Origin of the sequence: Micromonospora sp. DT178 (assembly GCF_049841695.1) — a bacterium.
Taxonomy (GTDB): domain Bacteria; phylum Actinomycetota; class Actinomycetes; order Mycobacteriales; family Micromonosporaceae; genus Micromonospora.
The window spans coordinates 110,609-130,715 of record NZ_JBNCKV010000011.1 but is presented as its reverse complement, the minus strand read 5'-3'; the positions used below and the strand labels follow the sequence as shown (position 1 = coordinate 130,715).

Here is a 20,107-nt window from a genome sequence, read left to right as displayed (position 1 = left end):
GGTGCTCAGGGCGTGGACGCGGCGATGCGTACGCGGTCGCTGTCGTCGTCGGAGAGGAACGACGCCAGCGCCCGTCCCTGCTCGGCCACGGCGGCGCGCTCGGCGCGGGAGAGGCGCCGCAGCGGGGTGACGAGCACGGTGTCGGCCGTGCCGCTCCAGGTCGCGGCGACCCGGCCGTCGACCAGGACGACGCGGGCGCCGGCGACGGACAGGCCACGGTGGGCGTCGTCGACGATGCGGCTGCGGTCGTCGTAGCCGAGCAGCGCGTTGTCGAACGCCGGCAGGAACCGCACCGGGGCGGGTGTGTCGGGGTCGGGGCGCGGCGCGTCGGGCAGGTCCCACAGCCGCCGTCCGCGCTCGTCGCGGAAGGCGACCAGCTCGTCGCGGATCGCGGCCACCGCGGCCGGCAGCCCGGCGAGGCCACACCAGGCGCGCAGGTCGGCCGTCGAGGCCGGACCGAAGGCGGCCAGGTAGCGCCGCACGAGCGCCTCACCGACCGGGTCGCAGCCGGGCGGGGCCGGCGCGTCGATCTCGCGGCCCAGCCAGGAGGAGAGCAGCACGTTGCGTACGCCCGCGGTCGTGCGCCACAGCCCGCGCGGCGGCAGTTGCACCACCGGGACGAGGGCGGCGAGCAGCATCTCGCCCAGCGCCCTCGGTCCCGGTGCCGGCCACCGGTCGGCGAGCGTCCGCGCGAGCCCGCTCATCGAGCGGGGCTCGCCGTCGGCCAGCACCTCCCGGCCCGCTGCCGCGAGCTCGTCGAGGTCCACGCCGGCGAGCTCGCTCCGGTAGGCCCCGAGTACCCGCTGGCGCAGCATGCCGTCGTGGCGGGCCCGCCACGCCAGTGCGTCGTCGGCGGTGACGAGGTGCACGGTGCGGCGCATGAGGTGCATCCGCACCACGCCCCGGCCGGTCAGCAGGTCCGACAGCGCCGCCGGGTCGAACCCGCGCACCCGGGACCAGAGCCCGACGAACGGCTCCTGTGGTTCCTGCGCCTGCAGGCCGCCCAGGTGCGCGACGGCGTCGAGGACCGGCATGTCGGCGCGGTCGAGCAGCAGCTGCCGGGCCAGGGTGGCGCGGTTGAGCGCCCGGCTGTCGAGAACGGTCATCGGGTGCACGTCTTCCCTGCGGATCCACGGGACGGGTTCGGGCGGGTCCCGCTCAGGTGGCCCGCTGCCCGTCGAGACTCTCGCGCAGGATGTCGGCGTGCCCGGCGTGCTGGGCGGTCTCGGCGATGACGTGCATCAGCACCCCGCGTACGCTGAGCACCCCCGTCACCTCGTGCCACGGCGCCGGCGGCAGCGGGTGGGTCGTCGACAGGTCGGCGACGGCGGCGACGGTCTCCTCGGTGCGGGCGGCGACCTGCGCGTAGTGGGCGAGGATCCCGGCCAGGGTCTCGCCGGGCAGCATCTGGAAGCCGGCCTCGTGTTCGACGAGCCACTGCGGCACCTCGCGGGCCGTGCCGGCCGTGATGTCGGCCCAGGTGACCCCCTCGGGCAGGTCGAAGGACATGGCCGAGGGGCCTTCGACCACGAAGCGCAGCCACGACTGCTCCATGGCCGCGACGTGCTTGATCAGCCCGCCCAGGCACAGCGCGCTGACCGTCGGGCGCTGGCCGAGCTGCTCGTCGGTGAGGCCGCGGACGGTGCCGGTCAGGGCGGATCGGGCGGTCGAGAGTGCGGCGAGCAGGTCGGCCCGCTCGGGGTCGAGGGTCGACGAGGGCGTGGCGGTGGCGGTGTCGGTCACGGCGTTCGGGTCCTTCTTGTCGTCGGTGGGCACGTGACCTACGTTCGCAGTCGAAGCGGACAGGATGTGTCCGCTTCTGCGGGCACCATGGGGGAATGCCGAAAACTTCCGCGCGCCTGCTGGCGTTGCTGTCGCTGCTGCAGGCACGCCGGGACTGGCCGGGGGCGCTGCTGGCGGCGCGGTTGGACGTGAGCGCGCGCACCGTACGGCGCGACGTCGATCGGCTGCGCGAGCTCGGCTATCCCATCGCGGCCGTCAAGGGACCCGACGGTGGCTACCGCCTCGCCGCCGGTGCGCAGCTGCCGCCGCTGCTCTTCGACGACGAGCAGGCCGTGGCCCTGGCCATCGCGCTGCAGAGCGCCACCACCGCCGGCGCCGGTATCGAGGAGGCCGCGGCGCGCGCACTGCACACGGTCCGGCAGGTCATGCCCGCCCGGCTGCGTCACCGCATCGACATCCTCCAGGTCACCGCCGTCGAGCGGTCCCCGACGCGAGGGGTCCGGCAGGTCGACAGCGGCGTGCTCATGGCGCTCGGCGCCGCCGTGCACGCCCGCGAGGTGCTGCGCTTCGACTACAGCCCCGTGACCCCACCGGAGGCCGACGGCGACGGTGGGTTGCCTGCGCCGCGCCGGGTGCAGCCGCACCATCTCGTCACGTGGGGCGGACGCTGGTACCTGGTGGCGTGGGACCTAGACCGCGGGGACTGGCGCACCTTCCGCGCCGACCGGATCAGCCCGCGTACCCCCACCGGGCCCCGGTTCACCCCGCGTGAGCTGCCCGGGGGTGACGTGGCGGCCTTCGTAACCAGCCGGTTCCGGGGCTCCGGGGGCGCCGACGGCTGGCCCTGCCGCGGGGAGGTGATCCTCGACCTGCCGGCCGCGGTGGTGTCCAGGTACCTCCACGACGCGCTCGTCGAGGAACTCGGCCCGCACCGCTGCCGGCTCGTCCTGGGTTCGTGGTCGTGGGTGGGTCTGGCCGCCTCCATCGGCCGTTTCGACGTCGACATCGAGGTCGTCGGCCCGGCCGAGCTCAGGGACGCCTTCGCGCGGCTGGCGCGCCGCTACACCGCCACCGCGGGCGGATGACCGGACCGTTCAGCCGGCCTCGCGGGCGCCCAGGTGGGCCAGGGCGGCGGCGAGGTGGCTGACCTGCTCGGCGAGCTGGGCCGTCCGCCGCTGCGCCTCGTCGCGGTCGGTCTCGGCGGCGCGCAGCCGTACGGTCAACTCGGCGGCGCGACCCTCGGCGGCGCTCGCGGCCTCGCGCGCGGCGGCCAGGTCGGCGCGCAGCGTGTCGTGTCGGCCGGTGAGAGCGGCCAGTTCCGTACGGGCCTGCTCGGCGGTCGCCTCGGCGCGCTGGCGGGCGGCCTCGGCGTCCCGGCGAGCGGCTTCGGCGCGTTGCCGGGCCGTGTCGGCTTCGGCGGCGGCCGCGCGGGCGGCGTCGGCCTCGGCGCGGGCCTGTCCGGCACGCTCGCGGGCCTGCTCGGCCTCGGCGTGCAGGCGCTGCGCGCGGTCGAGGGCCTCGGTGGCGGCGCGGGTCGCCCGGTCGGCGTCGGCGCGGGCGGCGTCGCGTTCACCGGTGAGTTCGGTGGCGCGGCGGCGCTCGGCGTCGGCCTCGACGCGTAGCGCACGCAGCTCGTGGCGGGCCGTGTCGCGGTCGCGTTCGGCCTGGGTGCGCAGGGCCTCGGCGGCGCTGGCCTGCCGGCGGGCGTCGTCGCGGGCGGCCTCCGCCCGGTCGGCGCGTTCGACGGCGGCGGTGGCCCGCTCGGCGGCGCGCCGGGCCTCGTCGTGGGCGGCGTCGCGTTCGGCGGCGGCGGACCGGGCCTCCTCGCGGGCCCGGACGGCGGCCGCGGCGGCGTCCTCGGCGTCGCGGCGGGCCTCGTCGCGTTCGGTCTGGGCCGCCGCGACCTGCGTCGCGGCGTCGGCGCGGGCCTGCGCGAGCTGGCGTTCCACCCCGACCGGGGACAGCTCGGCGTGCAGGGCGTCGGCGAGGGTCTCCGCGACCTGCTCCAGCCGGTCCACCGCCTCCCAGGTGCGGGCCACCTGACCGGGCAGGCCGGGGGCGTTGCGGTGCCGCATCCGGCTGTTGCGCGAGGCCCGCTGACAGGCGCCGTCGTTGTCGCGGCAGTAGCGGAACGGCCGGCCGGCGCCGACGCGCTGCGGCACCTGGCGTCCGCAGTGGGCGCAGGGGCGGGTCTCGGCGGGGGTGGGCTCGGCGTCCATCGAGGGCGGAGTCTACTGCCGGGCCCGGTGGCCCCCGGCGCAGCGCCCCGCGCCCCCGGGCATGAGCGGCCGCCCCCGGGGCCGGAGCGACCCCGGCCGGTCCGCCGCGCGGCGGACCGCCTGCGGCATGGGCGGCGCGGGCCGGCGCTGCCGGGGGCGGGCCGCCGGCGGTGGGTGGCGCGCGGACCTGTGTGTGGGCTGCTAGCCGGCCGTGCGGGCCGTGCGGTCCAGGGTGTAGCGGCGTTGCAGCAGCAGCGCGACGAGCATCGCCGCGGCGGGCAGCAGCCCGAAGCCCCAGCGGATCGCGGTCAGCGCGCCGTCGGGCTGCGTGACGCCCTCGCCGGCGGTGGAGGCGACGAACCCGCCCGCGGCCAGGCACAGCGAGTACGCCCACGGGCCCAGCGCCGCGCCGGTGGCCTCGGTGGCCGTCCAGACCCCGGTGTAGGTGCCGGCGGCGCCGCCGCCCGCCCGGATGACGTCGGGCACCATCGAGAACGGCAGCAGTTGCATGCCGGCGAAGGCGACGCCGAGCACCGCCACGGCGGCCACCAGCACGGGCAGGCCCGCGGGGCGGCCGACGGCGAGGACCAGCGAGCCGGCCGCGAAGGCGCCCTGGGCGCCCAGCAGCGCCCGCTGCTTGCCCACGCGGCGGGCCAGCGTCAGCCAGGCCGGGGTGACCAGCAGCGCCGGGGCGACGAAGGCGGCCACCAGCACGGTGGTCAGCCCGGGGCGACCCAGCTCGTACTCGGCGTAGTAGGGCACCGCGGCCAGGACCAGGTGGGTGGTGGTGGACATGGCCAGGTACGCGGCGACCAGCCAACGGAACTGCCGGTCGCGCAGCGCCACGACGAGCCCCCGCCAGCCGCCGCCGTGCGGTGCGGGCGGCGCGGCGGCGGCCCGGCGCAGCCGGGCGATGCCGGCCACGCCGACCAGCATGGCGGCCAGCATCCCGACGGCCAGCAGCACGGCCATCCGCTGGTAGCCGGCCCGGGTGGCGTCCTCGCCGCCGGCCAGCAGGGGTGCCAGCAGCCCGGAGGCGAGGATGCCGAGGGTCAGCACCACCATCCGGAAGGCCATCAGCCGGGTCCGCTCGTGGTAGCCGATCCGCAGGTCGGCGGGGGTGGCCAGGTAGGGGACCTGGTAGGCGGCGAAGAGCAGGTTGCCGGCGACGAAGGCGAGCGCCACCCAGGCGGCGGCCGGCGCACCGGTGAGCGCGCCGGGCACGGCGAACAGGGTGGCGAAGGCCAGCGGCAGGGCGCAGCCGAGCAGCAGCAGCCGACGCCGGTCGCCCCGGCGTGCCTGTTCGACGTCGCAGCGGTGCCCGATCCAGGGGTGCAGCAGCACGTCGGCGACCTTCGGCAGCAGCAGCGCCAGGCCGGCCAGCCAGGGGGCGACGGCCAGCACGTCGGTGAGGAAGTAGAGCAGCAGCAGGCCGGGGACCGTCACCCAGACGCCCATGCCGAGGGAACCGGCGGCGAAGCCGAGCAACGGCCCGCGCGGCAGGGCGGTGGTGGTGTCCGTACCGGCCGGCTGCTGGTCGAGCCCGGTCATGGCGGCCTCCTCGGCGGGCACGCCGCCCGCAATCCAACGGATGCTGGATTGTAGGGGCAGAATGGCGGCCATGACCATGCCCCGCCGTCGACCCGGGCGGCCCCGCCGCGACGAGACCCGACCGACCCGGGAGGTGGTGCTCACCGCCGCGACCGCGCTGTTCGCCCGGCGGGGCTTCGACGCCGTCGGGCTGCGGGAGGTCGCGGCGGCCGCCGGCGTCGACGTGGCCACGGTCTCGCACCACACGGGTACGAAGGCGCAGCTCTACGACGCCTGCTTCGCGCGGGTCTTCGCCGCCGAGCGGGAGGCGCTCGAGGCGGCGGCCGGGCGCGCCCGGCAGGCGCTGGACAGCGGGCCGGCCGAGGTCCGGGGCGCGCTGCACGACCTGGTGGACGTGTTCGTGGACTTCCTGGAGGACCGGCCGGAGACCACCGCGTTGTGGCTGCGCCGCTGGCTGGAGCCGCAGCGGCACGCCGAACTCGACGAGCGGTACGCGGCCCCGCTGTACCGGCTCGTCGCCGACTTGCTCAGCGCCGCCGCGGCGGCCGGGGCGCTGGTCGAGCCGACGCCGCACGTGACGGTGCGCAGCCTGGTGTGGGCGGTGCACGGGCACGTGGTGGCCCTGGCCGCCGGCGGGGGATCGCAGGCGCGCGAGCGGCGGGAGTTCCGCGCCTTCGTGCACCGCTTCCTCGACGGGCTGTACGGGCCGGCGACGCCTTGACGTGCCGCCCGCACCGGGCCATTATCCAACGCACGTTGGATTAATGGGAAGGAGTCGGCGATGGGTGCGCAGCCGTCCGTGGCGGTCATCGGCGCGGGCGCGGCCGGACTGGCCACCCTCAAGGCGCTCGCCGACGTCGGCGTGCCCGCCGTCTGCTTCGAGGCGGCCGACCGCGTCGGTGGCCTCTGGGTGTACGGGGCGCCGGGCTCGCCCGCGTACCGGACCCTGCACCTGAACACCAGCAAGGCGCGCACCGAGTTCGTCGACCACCCGATGCCGGCGCACTGGCCGGACTACCCCGACCACGCCCGGGTCGCCGGCTGGCTCACCGACTACGCCGACCGGTTCGGGCTGCACGACGCGGTGCGGCTGCGGCACACCGTCGACCGGGTCGAGCGCGGCGGCGACGGCCGGTGGACGGTGCACGCCGACGGACCCGACGGCGGCGTCGAGGTCAGCGTCGACGCCGTGGTCGTCGCCAACGGCCACAACCGGGTGCCGAAGCCGGCCGCCCCCACCCCGCCGGGCGCCTGCACCGCCGAGCAGCTGCACAGCCACGCCTACCGGGGGCCCGAACAGCTCGCCGGCCGGCGGGTCCTGGTCGTCGGCGGCGGCAACTCCGCCATGGACATCGCCGTGGACGCCTCGTACGCGGCCCGGCGCACCCTGCTGTCGCTGCGCCGGGGCGTCTGGGTGGTGCCGAAACACCTCCTGGGCCGCCCGTCGGACACCCTCAACGGCGCCCTGGCCCGACGGTTGCCGTGGCGGCTGCGCCAGCGCATCACCCAGCGGCTGCTCACCGCGACCGTCGGCGCGCCCACCCGCTACGGCCTGCCCGCCCCCGCGCACGGCTTCCTGCAGGACCACCCGACGCTGTCGGACGGGCTGCTGTCCCGGCTGACCCACGGCGAGATCGAGCCCCGCCCCGGCATCGCCGCCTTCGACGGCGAACGCGTCACCTTCACCGACGGCCGCGTCGACGAGGTCGACCTGGTGATCTGGTGCACCGGCTACCGGGTGGAGATTCCGTTCCTCGACCCCGCGCTGCTCGGCGACGGGGCGGACACCCTGCCGCTGTACCGGCACGTGTTCCACCTCGACGCGCCCGGGCTGGCGTTCGTCGGGCTGATGCAGTCCACCGGCGCCGCGTTCCCGCTCGTCGAGGCGCAGGCCAAGCTGGTCGCGGCGCGGCTGTCCGGCCGCTACGCGCTGCCCGAGCCGCACGCACAGCGCGCCGCCTGCCGGGCCGAACTGCGCGCCGCCACCGCCCGCTGGGGACAGCGCCGGCCCGCCATGCGGGTGGACTTCGACGCGTACCTGGCCGAGCTGAGGCGGGAACTGGCCGCCGGCACCCGCCGCGCCCGCGCCACCGGAGCCACGGCGTGAGCGGGCTGGAGCACCGCCGGGTGCTGGTCACCGGGGCCAGCGGCACCTTCGGTCGGCATCTGTGCGCCGCGTTCACCGCCGCCGGGGCGCGGGTCGTCGGCATCGACCGTCGGCCGGGCACCGTCGGCGGCGTGCCGGTGCTCGGCTGCGACCTGACCGACCCGGCCGCCGTGCCGGCCACGGTCGCCGCCGCCGTGGACCGGCTCGGCGGGCTGGACCTGCTGGTCAACAACGCCGGCGTCGGCGGCCCCGCCCCGGCCGAGCTGGCACCGGACGCGGTGGTGCGCCAACAGTTGGAGGTGAACCTGCTCGCCGCCTGGCGGACCACCGCCGCCGCGCTGCCCGCCCTGGAGGCCGCCCGCGGCCGGGTGGTGTTCGTCGCCAGCCGGATGGCCCTGCTGCCGCTGCCGCTGGCCGCCGCGTACGGGGTCAGCAAGCGGGCCCTGGTCGCGTACGCCGACGCGCTGCGTCACGAGGTGGGCACCCACGTCGGGGTGAGCGTCGTCTACCCGAGCATGGTCGCCTCGCCGATCCACGACAGCACCGCCGACGCCGGCCTGTCCCTGCGGGGCGTGTCCCGCCCGGAACCGGTGCAGGGGGTCGTCGCCGCGATCCTGCGCGCCGCCACCGCCCGGCGGGCACCCCGGGACGTGGCCACCACCCGGCGCGGACGCCTCGAACTGGCCCTCGCCCGGCACGCCCCGACGCTGGCCGACCGGCTCGTGCGCCGTACCGTCGCCGCCCGGGTCGCCGCCGGTGACCTGGACGCCGCGCCGCTGGCCGCGGGGATGCTGCGCCGGCACCGCGACGCCACCGGCTAGCGTGGCCGGCGTGGCCATCTCCCCGTACGTCGCCCGGCTGCGCGCCCACGTCGGTCACGACCTGCTCCTGCTGCCCGGGGTCAGCGCGGTCGTGCGCGACGACGCCGGACGGGTGCTGCTGGCCCGGCGCGCCGACAACGGCCGCTGGTCCGTGCCCGCCGGCCTCATCGACCCCGGCGAGCAACCCGCCGACGCCGTCGTGCGGGAGGTGTACGAGGAGACCGGCGTGCACGTGCGCGTCGCCGGGGTCGCCGGCGTCGCCACCCACCCCGTCGTCTACCCCAACGGCGACGTCTGCGAGTACCTGAACGTGTGGTTCCGGTGCCGGGCGGTGGGCGGCGAGCCGCGCGTCAACGACGACGAGTCCACCGAGGTGGCCTGGTTCGACCCGGCCGACCTGCCGGAGATCAACGAGTGGGCGCGGCTGCGCGTCGACACCGCGCTGCGCGAGGACGCCCCCGTCTGGCACGCCGCTCCCGGCGAGCGGCATCCGGCGCTCGCCCGGCCCGACGCGCTCTGACCGCCCGTCGGCGCAGGGCGTGCGGGCACGGCCCCCGGCCTCGACGCCGAGCGCCGCTCATCCGGGGGCGTCGAAGGCCACCTCGACCGGCGTCGCCGCGGCCAGGTCCACGCCCCGTCCGCCGTACGGGCTGCGCACGCTGATCCGCTGCGCGACGGGGGAGAGCAGGCGTGCCCGCACCCGCCCCGGCGACCAGGACAGCTCCTCGACGGTGACGCGCCCCCGGCAGGTCACCCCGCGCAGCGCCCCGGCGTCCAGTCCCGGCAGGACGGCCGGCAGCAGCCGCAGCAGCCCTGGGCGGGACTGCACCAGCGACTCGATCAGCACCGCCGGCAGGGCGTGCGCGGCGTCGGCGTTGTACGTCACCAGGCCCGGGTTGTGCGCGCTCATCAGGGACCGGAAGAACATGTCGTTGCCGAGGATCTTCAGCAGGTTACCGGCGGTCAGCGCGCCGTCGCGCAGCCGGGCGGCGGCCAGCGCCCGGTGCAGGCTGCCGTGCGCGGAGAGGTTCTCGTCGCCGCGCAGCGTCAGCGCCCGGTGCGCGGCCCGGGCCAGCTCAGGCGTGTCGTCCGGGTTGATCTCGTCCAGCGGCCACACCGGGTAGAGGTGGCTGACGTGGCGGTGGTCGTCGTCGCCGTGGTAGCCGGGCCAGGCCCACTCGGCCAGCGCCCCGCGCCCGTCCACCCGGTACGCGGGCAGCCGCGCGAGCAGCCCCGCCCACCGGTCCGAGCCGGTCACCTCGGCGGCGGTACGCAGGGCGTGCCGGGCGGCGGCGATGTCCATCGTGGCGTTCACCGCCACGTGCACCGCCCGCCCCCGCTCGTCGTACGGGCCGGTCTCCGCCGAGTACGACGGCACGACGACCACCGTGCCCGCCTCGTCGGTGACGGTGAGCAGGTCGGCGAAGAAGTCCGCCACCTCCGCCAGCCAGCCGGCCACCTCCCCGAGGGGCGCACCGGTGACCAGGTGGTGCTCGTGCAGCGGGTGCAGCAGCCAGTCCGCGCCGGGCAGCCACGCGGCGAAGGGCCAGTCCTCGTGCAGGTGGAACAGGTGGCCGTGCTCGCCGTCGGTGCGGCTGGGCGCCAGCAGGCCCCGGGCCCCGTAGATGGCCCGCGCGTTGCGCCGCCAGTCGTCGACCTGGCCGCGTACCAGGTTCGCGTGCGCGGCGGTCACCTCCGGCAGGGCGCCGACGTTCGCGCCGGCCAGTTGCAGGTTCAGGTTGGCGTCGGTGGTGAAGTCGCCCGCCCAGGCGGCGTCCCACGAGCCGAGCCACAGCCCGGTCAGCCGGGGCGGCAGGACGCCGCTGGAGCTGAGCAGCAGGTACCGGCCGGCGTGGAACAGCCGCTCCAGCAGGGCGGGCTGGATCGTGCCCGGGTCGGCGTTCTGCGCCGCGACCAGCTCGCCCACGGGCCGCTGCCGCTGCGCGTCCGGCACCCGCAGGTCCAGGCTCACCCGCCGGTAGGCGCGCCCGTGCAGGGCGGCGTGCCGGGCCAGCAGGGTCTCGTAGTCGTCGCCGGCGTGCGCGGCCAGCCGGTCCTCCAGGTCGCCGGTGCGCCACGGCGGGGTGTCGGGGCGGTCGAGCACCGTGGTCAGCAGCGCCGGGCCGCGCACCGCCACCCGGTCGTCGCCGACGACCGCCACGTCGCCGCGCAGCAGGGTGAGCCCCTCGAAGCCGTACGCGCCGCCCGCGTCGGGGTAGCGGCCCCGCACCCGCAGGAAGACCAGATCCCCCCGGCGGTACGCGGCGGCGCCGTAGCGCACCGACGCCGGCCGGCCGGGCAGGTCCCCGGTGACGCCCACCTCGCAGGGGCCCGCGTCGACGTGGGTGACCACCAGCGCGTCGGCGCGGGAGACGAACGAGCGCCGACGGCCGCCCGACCACTCGACGACAACCTCACCGGTGGTGAACTCGGTGCGGCGCCGGTAGTCGTCGACCGGGCCGGGCGCCACGGCGTCGACGGTGAGGGCGAAGCCGGGGTGGAACGACTGCGTCCAGCGCAGCACGCCGTCGCCGGCGAGCAGCCGGCTGGCCTCGGCGCGCCGGCCGGCGAGGATCAGCTCACGGACGCGCGGCAGCAGGGCGGCCAGCTCGGGCGGCCGGGCGTCGCGGGTGCCGTTGGGCAGGACGAAGCGGTGGTGGTTGACGATGATGCGTTCGGCGTGCGGCCGGCCGTACACCATGATCCCGGCCTCGCCGTTGCCGGAGAGGAACGCGTCCTCCCAGCGGGCGGCGGGGGCGGTGTCGACGATGCGGTGCGCGGCGGGGGACGGCCCGCCCGTCACCGGCCGGCCCTCGCCGTCGGGGCGGGGGCGGCGGTGCTGTCGCGTACGGTCAGCCGGGGTGGCAGCAGGGTGACCTCCGGCACCGCCTCGCCGTCGAGCTTGCGCATCAGCAGCGAGACGGCCTGCGTGGCGATCTCCTCAGCGGGGACGGGCACGGCGGTGAGCATCGGGCTGGCCTGCTCGGCGAAGCGGTCAGGGCAGACGGCCACCACTGACACGTCCCGCGGCACCCGCCGGCCGAGGGCGGGCAGCGTGGCCAGCACCGGGTCCACGGCGGCCTCGTTCTGCACGATCAGCCCCGACACGTCCCGGTGGCGCTCCAGCAGGTCGGTGAGGCCGCGGCGCACGGCCACCGCCCCCTCCTCGCAGGGCAGCGCCAGCGCGTCGACGCCGTGCCCGGCGGCGGCCTCGACCACGCCCGCGCGGGTGCGGTGCGCGAAGCCGGTGCCCCGGTCGTAGACGGCGGCGGGCGCGCCGAGCAGGGCGACGCGCCGGTGCCCCAGCCCGGCCAGGTGCGCGACGCAGGCCCACCCGGCCCGGTGGAAGTCCAGGTCCACGCAGGTCAGGCCGGTGGCGTCGGCGGGCAGACCGATGAGCACGCTGGGCCGGGCCAGCTCCCGCAGCAGCGGCACCCGCGGGTCGTCCAGCTCCACGTCCATGACCAGGACGCCGTCGACCAGGGCGGTGGCGGCGACGCGCCGCAGGCCGGCGGGCCCCTCGTCGGAGGTGACCAGCAGCACGTCGTGGTCGAAGCGGCGGGCGGTGGTGACCACGGCCATGGCGAACTGCATCACCACGGGCACCTGCATCCCCGCGCGCAGCGGCAGGACCAGCGCGATCACGTTGGCCCGCCGGCTGGCCAGGGCCCGCGCGCCGGCGTGCGGGTGGTAGCCGAGCAGGCGGATGCTGGCCAGCACCCGGTTGCGGGTGACCTCGGAGATGGTGCGCTTGCCGCTGAGCACGTACGACACGGTGCTCACCGCGACCCCGGCGTGGCGGGCGACGTCGGCGATGGTCGGCTGCTCCGGCGACGTGCGCCCGCGCGACCCGCTCACCGCGCCCGCCCCGACGCCGGCACGGCCGCCCGGCCGTCGGTCGCCTCGTCGCCGCGTACGGCGAGGGCGCCGACCAGCCGCACGTCGCGCGCGGAGCGTCCGACGAGGACGGTGTGGGTGGCGTCCTCCACCACCCGGCGGCCCCGGGTCTCGTCCCACCAGCTCAGCTCGGCGGTACGCAGCCGCAGCCGGACCACCTGCCGCTGCCCCGGCGCGAGGCTGATCCGGGCGAAGTCCCGCAGCTGGCGCAGCGGCTGCTTGACGCGGGAGCGGCGCTGGCGCGTGTAGAGCTGCACCACCTCCTCGCCGGGCCGGTCGCCGGCATTGGTGACCTCGACGCTCACCTCGACCTCCTCGCCCGCGGTGGCCTCGGCGACGCTCAACCGCAGGCCGGCGTAGTCGAATCGGGTGTAGCTGAGCCCGTGGCCGAACGGGTACAGCGGATCGCCCCGGTGGTACAGGTAGGTCGCGTCGGAGCCGATCACGTCGTAGTCGAGCAGGTCGGGCAGCTCGGCGGCGTCGGCGTACCAGGTCTGGGTGAGTCGGCCGCCGGGCTCGGCGTCGCCCAGCAGCACGTCGCCCAGCGCGGTGCCGTGCTCCTGGCCGCCGTGCGCGGACCACAGCACCGCCGGCACGTGCGTGCCGGCCCCGCCGACGGCGTACGGGTAGCTGCTGGTCAGCACCAGCACGGTGCGCGGGTTGGCGGCGTGCACCGCCCGTAGCAGCGCCTCCTGGCCGGCGGGCAGGGCCAGGTCGACGCGGTCCTCGGTCTCCCGGCCGTTGACCATCGGGTGGTTGCCCAGCGCCACCACCGCCACGTCGGCGGCGGCGGCCAGGGCGGCGGCCTCGGCGGCCCCGTCGACCAGCAGTTCCACCGTGAACCGGGTCGCGTCGCCCGGGGTCGGGGCGTCGGCGCGCAGCCGCCCGTGCGCGTCGACGGCGACGTACCGGTCGGTGGCGAGGTGGTGCAGCAGCACCGTGCCGTCGAGGCCGTCGTGGAAGCGGAAGGTCTCGCGCACCACCCAGCCGCCCGGTCCCGGGCGGTCGTTGGCGAGCGCACCGGCCTCGTCGGCTCCGACGTGGCGGCCGTTGCCCGCGGCGCGCAGCGCCACCACGTCGCGTCCCCAGTCGAAGACGTCGAACCCGGTGGCGTCGGCGCCGACGGTCAGTGGGCCGCCGTCGGGGCTGTCGGGGCAACCGACGTACTTCCCGTCGACGCGCAGCGCGATCCGGTCGGTGCCGGGGTGGGTGGTGACCGTGGACAGCCGCTCGGCCAGTCCCTGGTACGCGGTCACCGCGTACGGCAGGGTGCCGCTGTACCAGTCGGTGTGCACGGCGTCGGCCAGCGGGCCGAGCACGGCCACCCGCAGCCCCGCGCCGGTCAGCGGGAGCAGCCCGTCGTTGCGCAGCAGCACGATCGACTGGCGGGCGGCCTCGCGGGCCAGGTCCCGGTGCGCGGGGCGGTCGGCGACGTCCGGCGCGACGCCGGCGAAGGGGTCGTCGCGCGGCGGGTCCAGGTCGCCGAGGCGGACCCGGACGGTGAGGATCCGCCGGGCGGCGCGGTCCACGTCGGACACGCTGATCAGCCCCCGGTCCAGCGCCTCGGTCAGCCGCGCGACGGTCGGGGCGCTGTCGGCGTCGTCCTCGGTGAAGCTGTCGATCCCGGCGCGCAGGGCGGCGGCGAAGCCGCTGACGTGGTCGGGCAGGTGGCCCTGCACCCCGGCGATGTTGGTCACCGCACCGGCGTCCCCGACCACCATCAGCTCCCCGGGCGCCCACCGGCGCAGCTCGTTCTCGATGAGCGGGCTCAAGTGCGCCGGCACCCCGTCGACCAGGTTGTAGGAGGCCATCACGGCGACGGCCGCGCCGGCGGCCAGCGGGGCGCGGAAGGCGGGCAGCTCGTACTCGTGCAGCACCCGGGGGGACAGGTCGCTGGAGGTGGTGGCCCGGTCGGTCTCGTTGTTGTAGGCGAGGAAGTGCTTGACCGTCGGCGCCGTACGCAGCCGGTCCGGGTGGTCGCCGCGCAGTCCCTGGGCGTACGCGGTGGCGAGCCGGCCGGTCAGCCACGGGTCCTCGGACCAGCCCTCCTCGTTGCGTCCCCAGCGGGGGTCGCGCAGCGGGTTGACCACCGGCGCCCAGACGTTGAGGCCGACCCGCTCGGGGTCGGCGTGGTGCTTGGCGCGCACCTCGTCGCCGACGGCGGCGCCGACGGCCCGGACCAGCTCGGGGTTCCAGCTGCTGGCGAGCCCGACCGCCTGCGGGAAGACGGTGGCCTTGCCGAGCCACGCCACCCCGTGCAGCGCCTCGGTGCCGGTGCGGAACGGGGGCAGGCCGAGCCGGGGCACGGGCGCCTGCCACTGGTGCAGCAGGCCGAGCTTCTCCGGCAGGGTGAGCCGGCCCAGCAGGTCGTCGACGAGGGCGTGCGGGGAGGGGGCGGGGTGCTCGGTCATGGTCGGTGTCGCCTTCCGTGGGTCCGCGTCGCGACCGTGTCGAAGCGCTTCGACGAACGGTGGCGCGAGCGGCGTCGCGGTGGAGGGTGGCGGTCGCCGGCCCGGAAGCGTTGAAGCGCTTCGACGACTGCGCGAGACATGCCGCCCCGGGTGCCCGAGCCACAGGGCGGCGGTTCGAGGTTGGCACTGCCGGGCCGCTGCGGTCAAGGCCCGGCGGCCCCGGGTCACGCCGCGGGAAGCCGGCCCGACTCGACGGCGGCGAGCGCGGCGGTGGCGCCACCGAGCGCGGTGGCCGCCGGGTCGAGGGTGGAGGCGTCGAGCAGGCAGCCGCCGGCGCCCGGGGCGTGGGTCCGCGCGGCGAACTCCGTCCGGGCCGCCGGCAGCAGCCACGGGGCCAGGGTCGCGAAGTGTCCGCCGACCACCACGGCCTCGGGGTTGAGCAGGTTGGCCAGGACGGACGCGGCGTGCCCGAGCCGGCAGCCGACGTCGGCCAGTCCCGCCAGGACGGTGGGGTCGTCCTGGCGGGCCAGCGCCTGGATCCGCTCGATCTCCGGCAGGAAGTCGGTGACCGGCCCGTCCTGCTGCGTGTCGGGCAGGAGGCGGCCGACCACCGCCGGCAACCCGGCGTACGCGGCCAGGCAGCCGCGCCGCCCGCACGCGCAGGCGGGACCGGCCGGGTCGAGCGTCAGGTGCCCGATCTCGCCGGCGAATCCCCGGCCGCCGCGCAGCAGCCGCCCGCCGGCGACGATCCCCGCGCCGACGGAGGCCCCGCCGGTGAGGTGGACCAGGTGGGCGGCCCCGGCGTACGCGCCGTGGCGGTGCTCGGCGAGGACGGCGAGGTTGGCGTCGGTGTCGACGTCGACGGTGAGGCCGGGCTCGCGCAGTGCGGCGCGCAGGTCGGCGGCGAGGGCGACGTCCCGCCAGCCCAGTGCGGTGGCCCGGGGGACGGCGCCGTCGGCGTCGACGAGGCCGGGCACGCCCACGGTCAGGCCCAGGACGCGGCGGTCCTGCCCGGTCAGCCGGGTGATCGCCCGCCGGGCCAGGGCCGCCAGCGCGCGGACCGTCTCGGCGGGGGAGGACGACGGCGCGGCGAAGGCACGCCGCCAGGTGAGCAGCCGGGTGCCGGCCAGGTCGACGGCGACCACCACCAGTTCGTCGGCGGCGATCTGCATGCCCAGGGCCGCGTACGGGGCGCCGTCGAGGACGAGCATGGTGGCGGGGCGCCCGACCCGGTTCTCGGTCAGCCCGGTCTCGCGCAGCAGCCGCCGCTCGATCAGCTCGCCGACCAGGCTGGACACCGTGGCCTTGTTCAACCCGGTGTGCGCCGCGATGTCGGCCCGGGAGCAGGGGGCGTGTCGGCGGACGTGCCGCAGCACGACGGCCCGGTTCGCCGTCCGGACGTCGCCGAGGTCGCTCGGCCGCGGTTCGTTGTGGCTGCTGATCACGATCTGTCCGCTCCCTGGGCGACGGTGCGCGATCCCGGTGGTGCCGCGCGCCCCATCATCGCGTACGTCGTCGGAGCCGCTGTCTTGTGGGACGGATCACCGTCGATTAGTTTGTTCGGCTAGAACCCCAACTAATTCTAGCCGGACACGCGCGGTCCGCGAAACCGCCACCGAAGACGAAGGGAGTGCGCCGTGAAGCCGTCCCTGCCGGGCGCATCCACCGACCGCCGGTCCCTGCTGCGCCTGCTCGGCATCGGCGCCGCCGCGACGATGGGCGGCACCACCCTGGCCGGTTGCAGCAAGGAGGCCGGGAGCAAGGGCAGCGCCACGAAGGCCGACGCCATCCGTTCGGTGCTGCCCACCCACAAGCCGGCCGAACTGCTCCCGCCGGACATCCCCGGCGAGGGGCCGATCCCCGACGGCTACCTCAGCTACCCGCGCAGCCTCGTCGACGCGGTCACCGAGCAGCCCGGCCGGGGCGGGCCGCCGATCCGCACCATGAGCCCGTGGTGGGGCCCCGCCCCGCCGACGGCGGGCCGCAACTCCTACCTCGCGGCGGTCAACGCCAGGCTGGGCGTCGAGGTGCACCCGAGCCTGCAGGACGGCACCACGTACGCCGACAAGCTCAACGCGATGCTCGGCGCCCGCGACGTGCCGGAGCTGCTCAGCGCCCCCAACTGGGAGGTCGACAAGGTCGCCCGGTTCTCCGACGCGGTCAAGGCGCTGTTCGAGGACCTCACCGACCACCTCAAGGGCGACGCCGCCGCGAAGTACCCCTACCTGGCCGCGCTGCCCACCGGCGCCTGGGAGTACTCGGTGTGGGGCGGGCGGCTGTACGCCGTGCCGTTCCCGACCGACGGGCCGTTCGGGTACGCCCTGTTCCACCGCGCCGACCTGCTCGCCCAGGCCGGCCTGGCGGCGCCGACGTCGCCGGAGGAACTGCACGAGTTCGGCCGCAGGGTCACCGACCCCGCCAAGGGGGTGTGGGCCTTCGGCAGCGTCTTCGAGATGGTGCAGCAGTTCTTCGGCTGCCAGCAGTACTGGCGCAAGAAGCCCGACGGCGGCCTGGAGCACAAGTTCGAGAACCCCGCCTTCGCCGCCGCCCTGGAGTTCACCGCCAAGCTGTTCGCCGACGGGCTCGTGCACCCCGACACCGTGGCCAGCAAGGGCGCCGACGAGAAGCAGCTGTTCAAGGCCGGCAAGATCCTGATGTACCAGGACGGCCTCGGCGCCTGGCAGGGCATGCAGGGCGAGCGGGTCAAGCAGCTGCCGAGCTTCGACATGCAGCCGCTGCCGGTCTTCGGCGTGGCCGGGGCGCAACCGGTCATCTGGGGCAGCGAGAAGCCCATCTTCTTCACCTTCCTCAAGAAGGGCCTCGGCGCCGAGCGCGTCGACGAGCTGCTGCGGGTGCTCAACTGGTGCGCCGCGCCCTTCGGCAGCCGCGAGTTCGAGCTGCGCGAGTACGGCGTGGAGGGCAAGCACTTCACCCGCTCGGCCGACGGCAGCCCCATCCCCACCGAGCTGGGCCGCAAGGAGCTGGGCGCGCAGTACACGCACATCGGCGGCCGGGTCCCGGTCAAGGTGCGCAGCGGGGACACCCCCGACTACGTGCGCGACTACCTGGGCTACTACCAGAAGAACATCGCCCGGATGGAGAAGGACCTGTTCGCCGGCATCAAGCTGGAACTGCCGGCCAACTGGTCGAAGATCATCCAGCCGACCGACGACAAGATCCGCGACATCCTCCGGGGCCGCCGCCCCGTCGGCGACCTGGACCAGGTCCGCAAGGAGTTCCTCGCCTCCGGAGGTGAGGAGGGGCGCGCGTTCCACGAGAAGGCGCTCGCCGACAACGGCCGATGAGCGGCCCGGGCACCGCCGGCGCGGTCGACGCGCCGGCGGCCACCGGCGAGGCCACAGCCGTTGGGCAGGACCCGGCCGCCGGCCGTACCCCGCCCGTGCGGCCCCGACGCACCCTGCGGGACCGGCTGCGCCGGGACTGGCCGCTGCTGGCCATGACGGCGCCGGCCGCCGCGCTGCTGCTGGTCTTCCACTACCTGCCGACGCTGGGCAACGTCATCGCCTTCCAGGACTACAACCCGTTCGTCGGCGACGACCCCGTCGAGGCGTTCTGGTACAGCGAGTGGATCGGCTTCGGCAACTTCGAGGCGCTCTTCGGCGACCCGCTGTTCTGGGACGCGGTCCGCAACACCCTCAGCATCACCGCGTTCCAGCTCGTCTTCTTCTTCCCGCTGCCGATCCTGCTGGCCGTCCTGCTCAACAGCCTGGTCTCCGGGCGGGTGCGCGGCTTCGTGCAGAGCGTGGTCTACCTGCCGCACTTCTTCAGCTGGGTGCTGGTGGTCACCTTCTTCGTGCAGATGCTCGGCGGGGCCGGGCTGCTGGCCCAGGAGATGCGCGAGGCCGGCATGCAGCCGTTCGACGTGATGACCGACCCGGACACCTTCATCGTGCTGGTCACCGCCGAGGCGGTGTGGAAGGACATCGGCTGGGGCGCCATCGTCTTCCTGGCCGCGCTGGCCGCGATCGACCCCAACCTGTACGAGGCGGCGGCGGCCGACGGGGCCGGGCGGTGGCGGCGGCTGTGGCACATCACCCTGCCGGGCCTGCGCCCGGTGATCGTGCTGCTGCTCATCATGCGGCTCGGCGACGCGCTGTCGGTCGGCTTCGAGCAGTTCATCCTGCAACGCGAGGCGGTCGGCCGGGAGGCCGCCGAGGTGCTGGACACGTTCGTCTACTACCAGGCCATCAGCACGCAGCAGTGGGGCCTCGGCGCCGCCGCCGGGCTGTTCAAGGCCGTGGTCGGGCTGGTGCTCATCCTCACCGCCAACAAGGTGGCGCACCGGCTCGGCGAGCAGGGGGTGTACGCAAAGACATGACCGCGCAGCTCAGTGGCGCCGGCCCGGTGCCGGCCCGCCCGAACCCCGACCCGCCGTCGCCGCGGCGGCGACGGTCCCGGCGACCCCCCTGGGAGGAGCCGCCCACGGTGCCGGGCACCGTGGCCAAGGGCGCCGTGCTCACGCTGCTCGTCGCGGCCGTGCTCGTGCCGCTGTGGGCGGTGCTGGTGACCAGCCTCGCCTCGCGGGACACGATCGACGCCGCCGGCGGAATGGTGATGGTGCCCCGCGAGATCGACCCGTCGGCGTACGTGACCATCTTCAGCGGCGGGCAGATCACCCAGGCGGTGTGGATCAGCACCCTCGTCACGGTGCTCGGCACCACCGTGAGCCTGGTGCTCACCGTCCTCGCCGCGTACGGGCTGTCCCGGCCCGGGTCGGTGGGGCACCGGGGTCTGCTCTTCTTCTTCCTGCTGACCTTCCTGATCTTTCCCGGCCTGGTGCCCAGCTACCTCGTGGTCACCGGCCTCGGGCTCAAGGACAGCATCTGGTCGCTGATCCTGCCCAGCGCGATCAGCGTGTTCAACCTGGTGGTGATCCGGGCGTTCTTCATGAACGTCCCCGGTGAGCTGCTCGACAGCGCCCGCATCGACGGCGCCGGGGAGTTCCACATCCTGGTGCGCATCGTGCTGCCGCTGTCCAAGGCGGTGATCGCCGTCGTCGGCCTCTTCTACGCCGTCGGCTACTGGAACGCCTACTTCAACGCGGTGCTCTACATCGACGACAATGACAAGTTCCCGATCCAGCGGGTGTTGCAGAGCTACATCCTCGCCGGGCAGTCGCCGAATGTGTCCGGGGCGGCGGTCAGCCTGCCCGGCGTGACCGCGTACCCGCCGACGCTGGCGGTGAAGATGGCGGTGGTGGTGGTGACCGTGATCCCCGCGGTGATCGTCTACCCGTTCGTGCAGCGGCACTTCACCAAGGGCGTCATCACCGGCGCGGTGAAGGGCTGAGCGGGCCCGTGCGGCGCCCGACCCGGCGCGGGTCGGGCGCCGCGGCGC

16 protein-coding genes are annotated in these 20,107 nt (G+C 75.9%); 8 read left to right on the top strand and 8 right to left on the bottom strand.

Annotated elements, in window-relative coordinates:
- Positions 1-5: 5 nt before the first annotated feature.
- Together ACLQ22_RS21465 and ACLQ22_RS21460 are read right to left on the bottom strand one after the other, a co-directional pair.
- A complete protein-coding gene (locus tag ACLQ22_RS21465; RefSeq protein WP_425693878.1) occupies positions 6-1,106 on the bottom strand; it encodes a winged helix DNA-binding domain-containing protein in 1,101 nt (366 codons plus the stop codon).
- Between the two features lie 52 nt (positions 1,107-1,158).
- Positions 1,159-1,776 carry a DinB family protein gene (locus ACLQ22_RS21460; RefSeq protein ID WP_425693877.1) on the bottom strand — a complete coding sequence of 206 codons (618 nt, stop codon included), beginning with the start codon at positions 1,774-1,776 and terminating at the stop codon, positions 1,159-1,161.
- Positions 1,777-1,838: 62 nt separating this feature from the next.
- Between ACLQ22_RS21460 and ACLQ22_RS21455 the strand changes: the two genes are divergently transcribed.
- On the top strand, positions 1,839-2,828 hold the full coding sequence (locus ACLQ22_RS21455) for a helix-turn-helix transcriptional regulator (protein WP_425693876.1): 990 nt from the start codon (positions 1,839-1,841) through the stop codon (positions 2,826-2,828).
- Positions 2,829-2,837: 9 nt separating this feature from the next.
- On the opposite strand, the gene ACLQ22_RS21450 is transcribed toward ACLQ22_RS21455, so the two are convergent.
- Positions 2,838-3,962: a hypothetical protein gene (locus ACLQ22_RS21450; RefSeq protein ID WP_425693875.1), complete on the bottom strand. Its 1,125-nt coding sequence runs from the start codon at positions 3,960-3,962 to the stop codon at positions 2,838-2,840.
- A gap of 201 nt (positions 3,963-4,163) precedes the next feature.
- Positions 4,164-5,513: an MFS transporter gene (locus tag ACLQ22_RS21445; protein ID WP_425693874.1), complete on the bottom strand. Its 1,350-nt coding sequence runs from the start codon at positions 5,511-5,513 to the stop codon at positions 4,164-4,166.
- 70 nt (positions 5,514-5,583) lie between these two features.
- Here ACLQ22_RS21445 and ACLQ22_RS21440 point away from each other — a divergent pair, with 70 nt between their 5' ends.
- The 4 genes from ACLQ22_RS21440 to ACLQ22_RS21425 are packed head-to-tail and all read left to right on the top strand — an operon-like array spanning position 5,584 to position 8,961.
- Positions 5,584-6,234 (top strand): TetR/AcrR family transcriptional regulator, encoded by a 651-nt coding sequence (locus ACLQ22_RS21440; protein WP_425693873.1) that lies wholly within the window; start codon positions 5,584-5,586, stop codon positions 6,232-6,234.
- Between the two features lie 60 nt (positions 6,235-6,294).
- Entirely contained in the window at positions 6,295-7,620 is a 1,326-nt protein-coding gene (locus tag ACLQ22_RS21435; RefSeq protein WP_425693872.1) for a flavin-containing monooxygenase, read from the top strand.
- Positions 7,617-8,441, top strand: a complete 825-nt coding sequence (locus ACLQ22_RS21430) for an SDR family NAD(P)-dependent oxidoreductase (protein ID WP_425693871.1) — start codon at positions 7,617-7,619, stop codon at positions 8,439-8,441. Before ACLQ22_RS21435 ends, ACLQ22_RS21430 begins: the two co-directional genes overlap by 4 nt.
- A 10-nt stretch (positions 8,442-8,451) precedes the next feature.
- Complete coding sequence (locus tag ACLQ22_RS21425; RefSeq protein WP_425693870.1) at positions 8,452-8,961, top strand: NUDIX hydrolase; 510 nt, start codon at positions 8,452-8,454, stop codon at positions 8,959-8,961.
- 57 nt (positions 8,962-9,018) lie between these two features.
- On the opposite strand, the gene ACLQ22_RS21420 is transcribed toward ACLQ22_RS21425, so the two are convergent.
- The 4 genes from ACLQ22_RS21420 to ACLQ22_RS21405 all read right to left on the bottom strand — a co-directional run bounded on the left by ACLQ22_RS21420 (position 9,019) and on the right by ACLQ22_RS21405 (position 16,194).
- A complete protein-coding gene (locus ACLQ22_RS21420) occupies positions 9,019-11,244 on the bottom strand; it encodes a glycosyl hydrolase family 95 catalytic domain-containing protein (RefSeq protein ID WP_425693869.1) in 2,226 nt (741 codons plus the stop codon).
- Positions 11,241-12,299, bottom strand: a complete 1,059-nt coding sequence (locus ACLQ22_RS21415; protein WP_425693868.1) for a LacI family DNA-binding transcriptional regulator — start codon at positions 12,297-12,299, stop codon at positions 11,241-11,243. Before ACLQ22_RS21415 ends, ACLQ22_RS21420 begins: the two co-directional genes overlap by 4 nt.
- Complete coding sequence (locus tag ACLQ22_RS21410) at positions 12,296-14,749, bottom strand: glycoside hydrolase family 3 C-terminal domain-containing protein (protein ID WP_425693867.1); 2,454 nt, start codon at positions 14,747-14,749, stop codon at positions 12,296-12,298. Before ACLQ22_RS21410 ends, ACLQ22_RS21415 begins: the two co-directional genes overlap by 4 nt.
- A gap of 224 nt (positions 14,750-14,973) precedes the next feature.
- Positions 14,974-16,194 (bottom strand): ROK family transcriptional regulator, encoded by a 1,221-nt coding sequence (locus tag ACLQ22_RS21405; RefSeq protein ID WP_425693866.1) that lies wholly within the window; start codon positions 16,192-16,194, stop codon positions 14,974-14,976.
- A gap of 192 nt (positions 16,195-16,386) precedes the next feature.
- Between ACLQ22_RS21405 and ACLQ22_RS21400 the strand changes: the two genes are divergently transcribed.
- Genes ACLQ22_RS21400 through ACLQ22_RS21390 form a run of 3 tightly spaced genes read left to right on the top strand, consistent with a single transcriptional unit; the run spans position 16,387 to position 20,059 of the window.
- Positions 16,387-18,054, top strand: a complete 1,668-nt coding sequence (locus ACLQ22_RS21400) for an extracellular solute-binding protein (RefSeq protein ID WP_425693865.1) — start codon at positions 16,387-16,389, stop codon at positions 18,052-18,054.
- Entirely contained in the window at positions 18,051-19,088 is a 1,038-nt protein-coding gene (locus ACLQ22_RS21395; RefSeq protein WP_425693864.1) for an ABC transporter permease, read from the top strand. The genes ACLQ22_RS21400 and ACLQ22_RS21395 overlap by 4 nt, the downstream gene beginning before the upstream one ends.
- Positions 19,085-20,059 (top strand): carbohydrate ABC transporter permease, encoded by a 975-nt coding sequence (locus ACLQ22_RS21390; protein WP_425693863.1) that lies wholly within the window; start codon positions 19,085-19,087, stop codon positions 20,057-20,059. Before ACLQ22_RS21395 ends, ACLQ22_RS21390 begins: the two co-directional genes overlap by 4 nt.
- Positions 20,060-20,107 lie beyond the last annotated feature (48 nt).

Bases quoted from the DNA above. Each gene is read 5' to 3' on its own strand.
- ACLQ22_RS21465 (WP_425693878.1), bottom strand. From the start codon at position 1,106: ATGACCGTTCTCGACAGCCGGGCGCTCAACCGCGCCACCCTGGCCCGG.
- ACLQ22_RS21455 (WP_425693876.1), top strand. From the start codon at position 1,839: ATGCCGAAAACTTCCGCGCGCCTGCTGGCGTTGCTGTCGCTGCTGCAG.
- ACLQ22_RS21450 (WP_425693875.1), bottom strand. From the start codon at position 3,962: ATGGACGCCGAGCCCACCCCCGCCGAGACCCGCCCCTGCGCCCACTGC.
- ACLQ22_RS21445 (WP_425693874.1), bottom strand. From the start codon at position 5,513: ATGACCGGGCTCGACCAGCAGCCGGCCGGTACGGACACCACCACCGCC.
- ACLQ22_RS21440 (WP_425693873.1), top strand. From the start codon at position 5,584: ATGACCATGCCCCGCCGTCGACCCGGGCGGCCCCGCCGCGACGAGACC.
- ACLQ22_RS21435 (WP_425693872.1), top strand. From the start codon at position 6,295: ATGGGTGCGCAGCCGTCCGTGGCGGTCATCGGCGCGGGCGCGGCCGGA.
- ACLQ22_RS21410 (WP_425693867.1), bottom strand. From the start codon at position 14,749: ATGACCGAGCACCCCGCCCCCTCCCCGCACGCCCTCGTCGACGACCTG.
- ACLQ22_RS21395 (WP_425693864.1), top strand. From the start codon at position 18,051: ATGAGCGGCCCGGGCACCGCCGGCGCGGTCGACGCGCCGGCGGCCACC.
- ACLQ22_RS21390 (WP_425693863.1), top strand. From the start codon at position 19,085: ATGACCGCGCAGCTCAGTGGCGCCGGCCCGGTGCCGGCCCGCCCGAAC.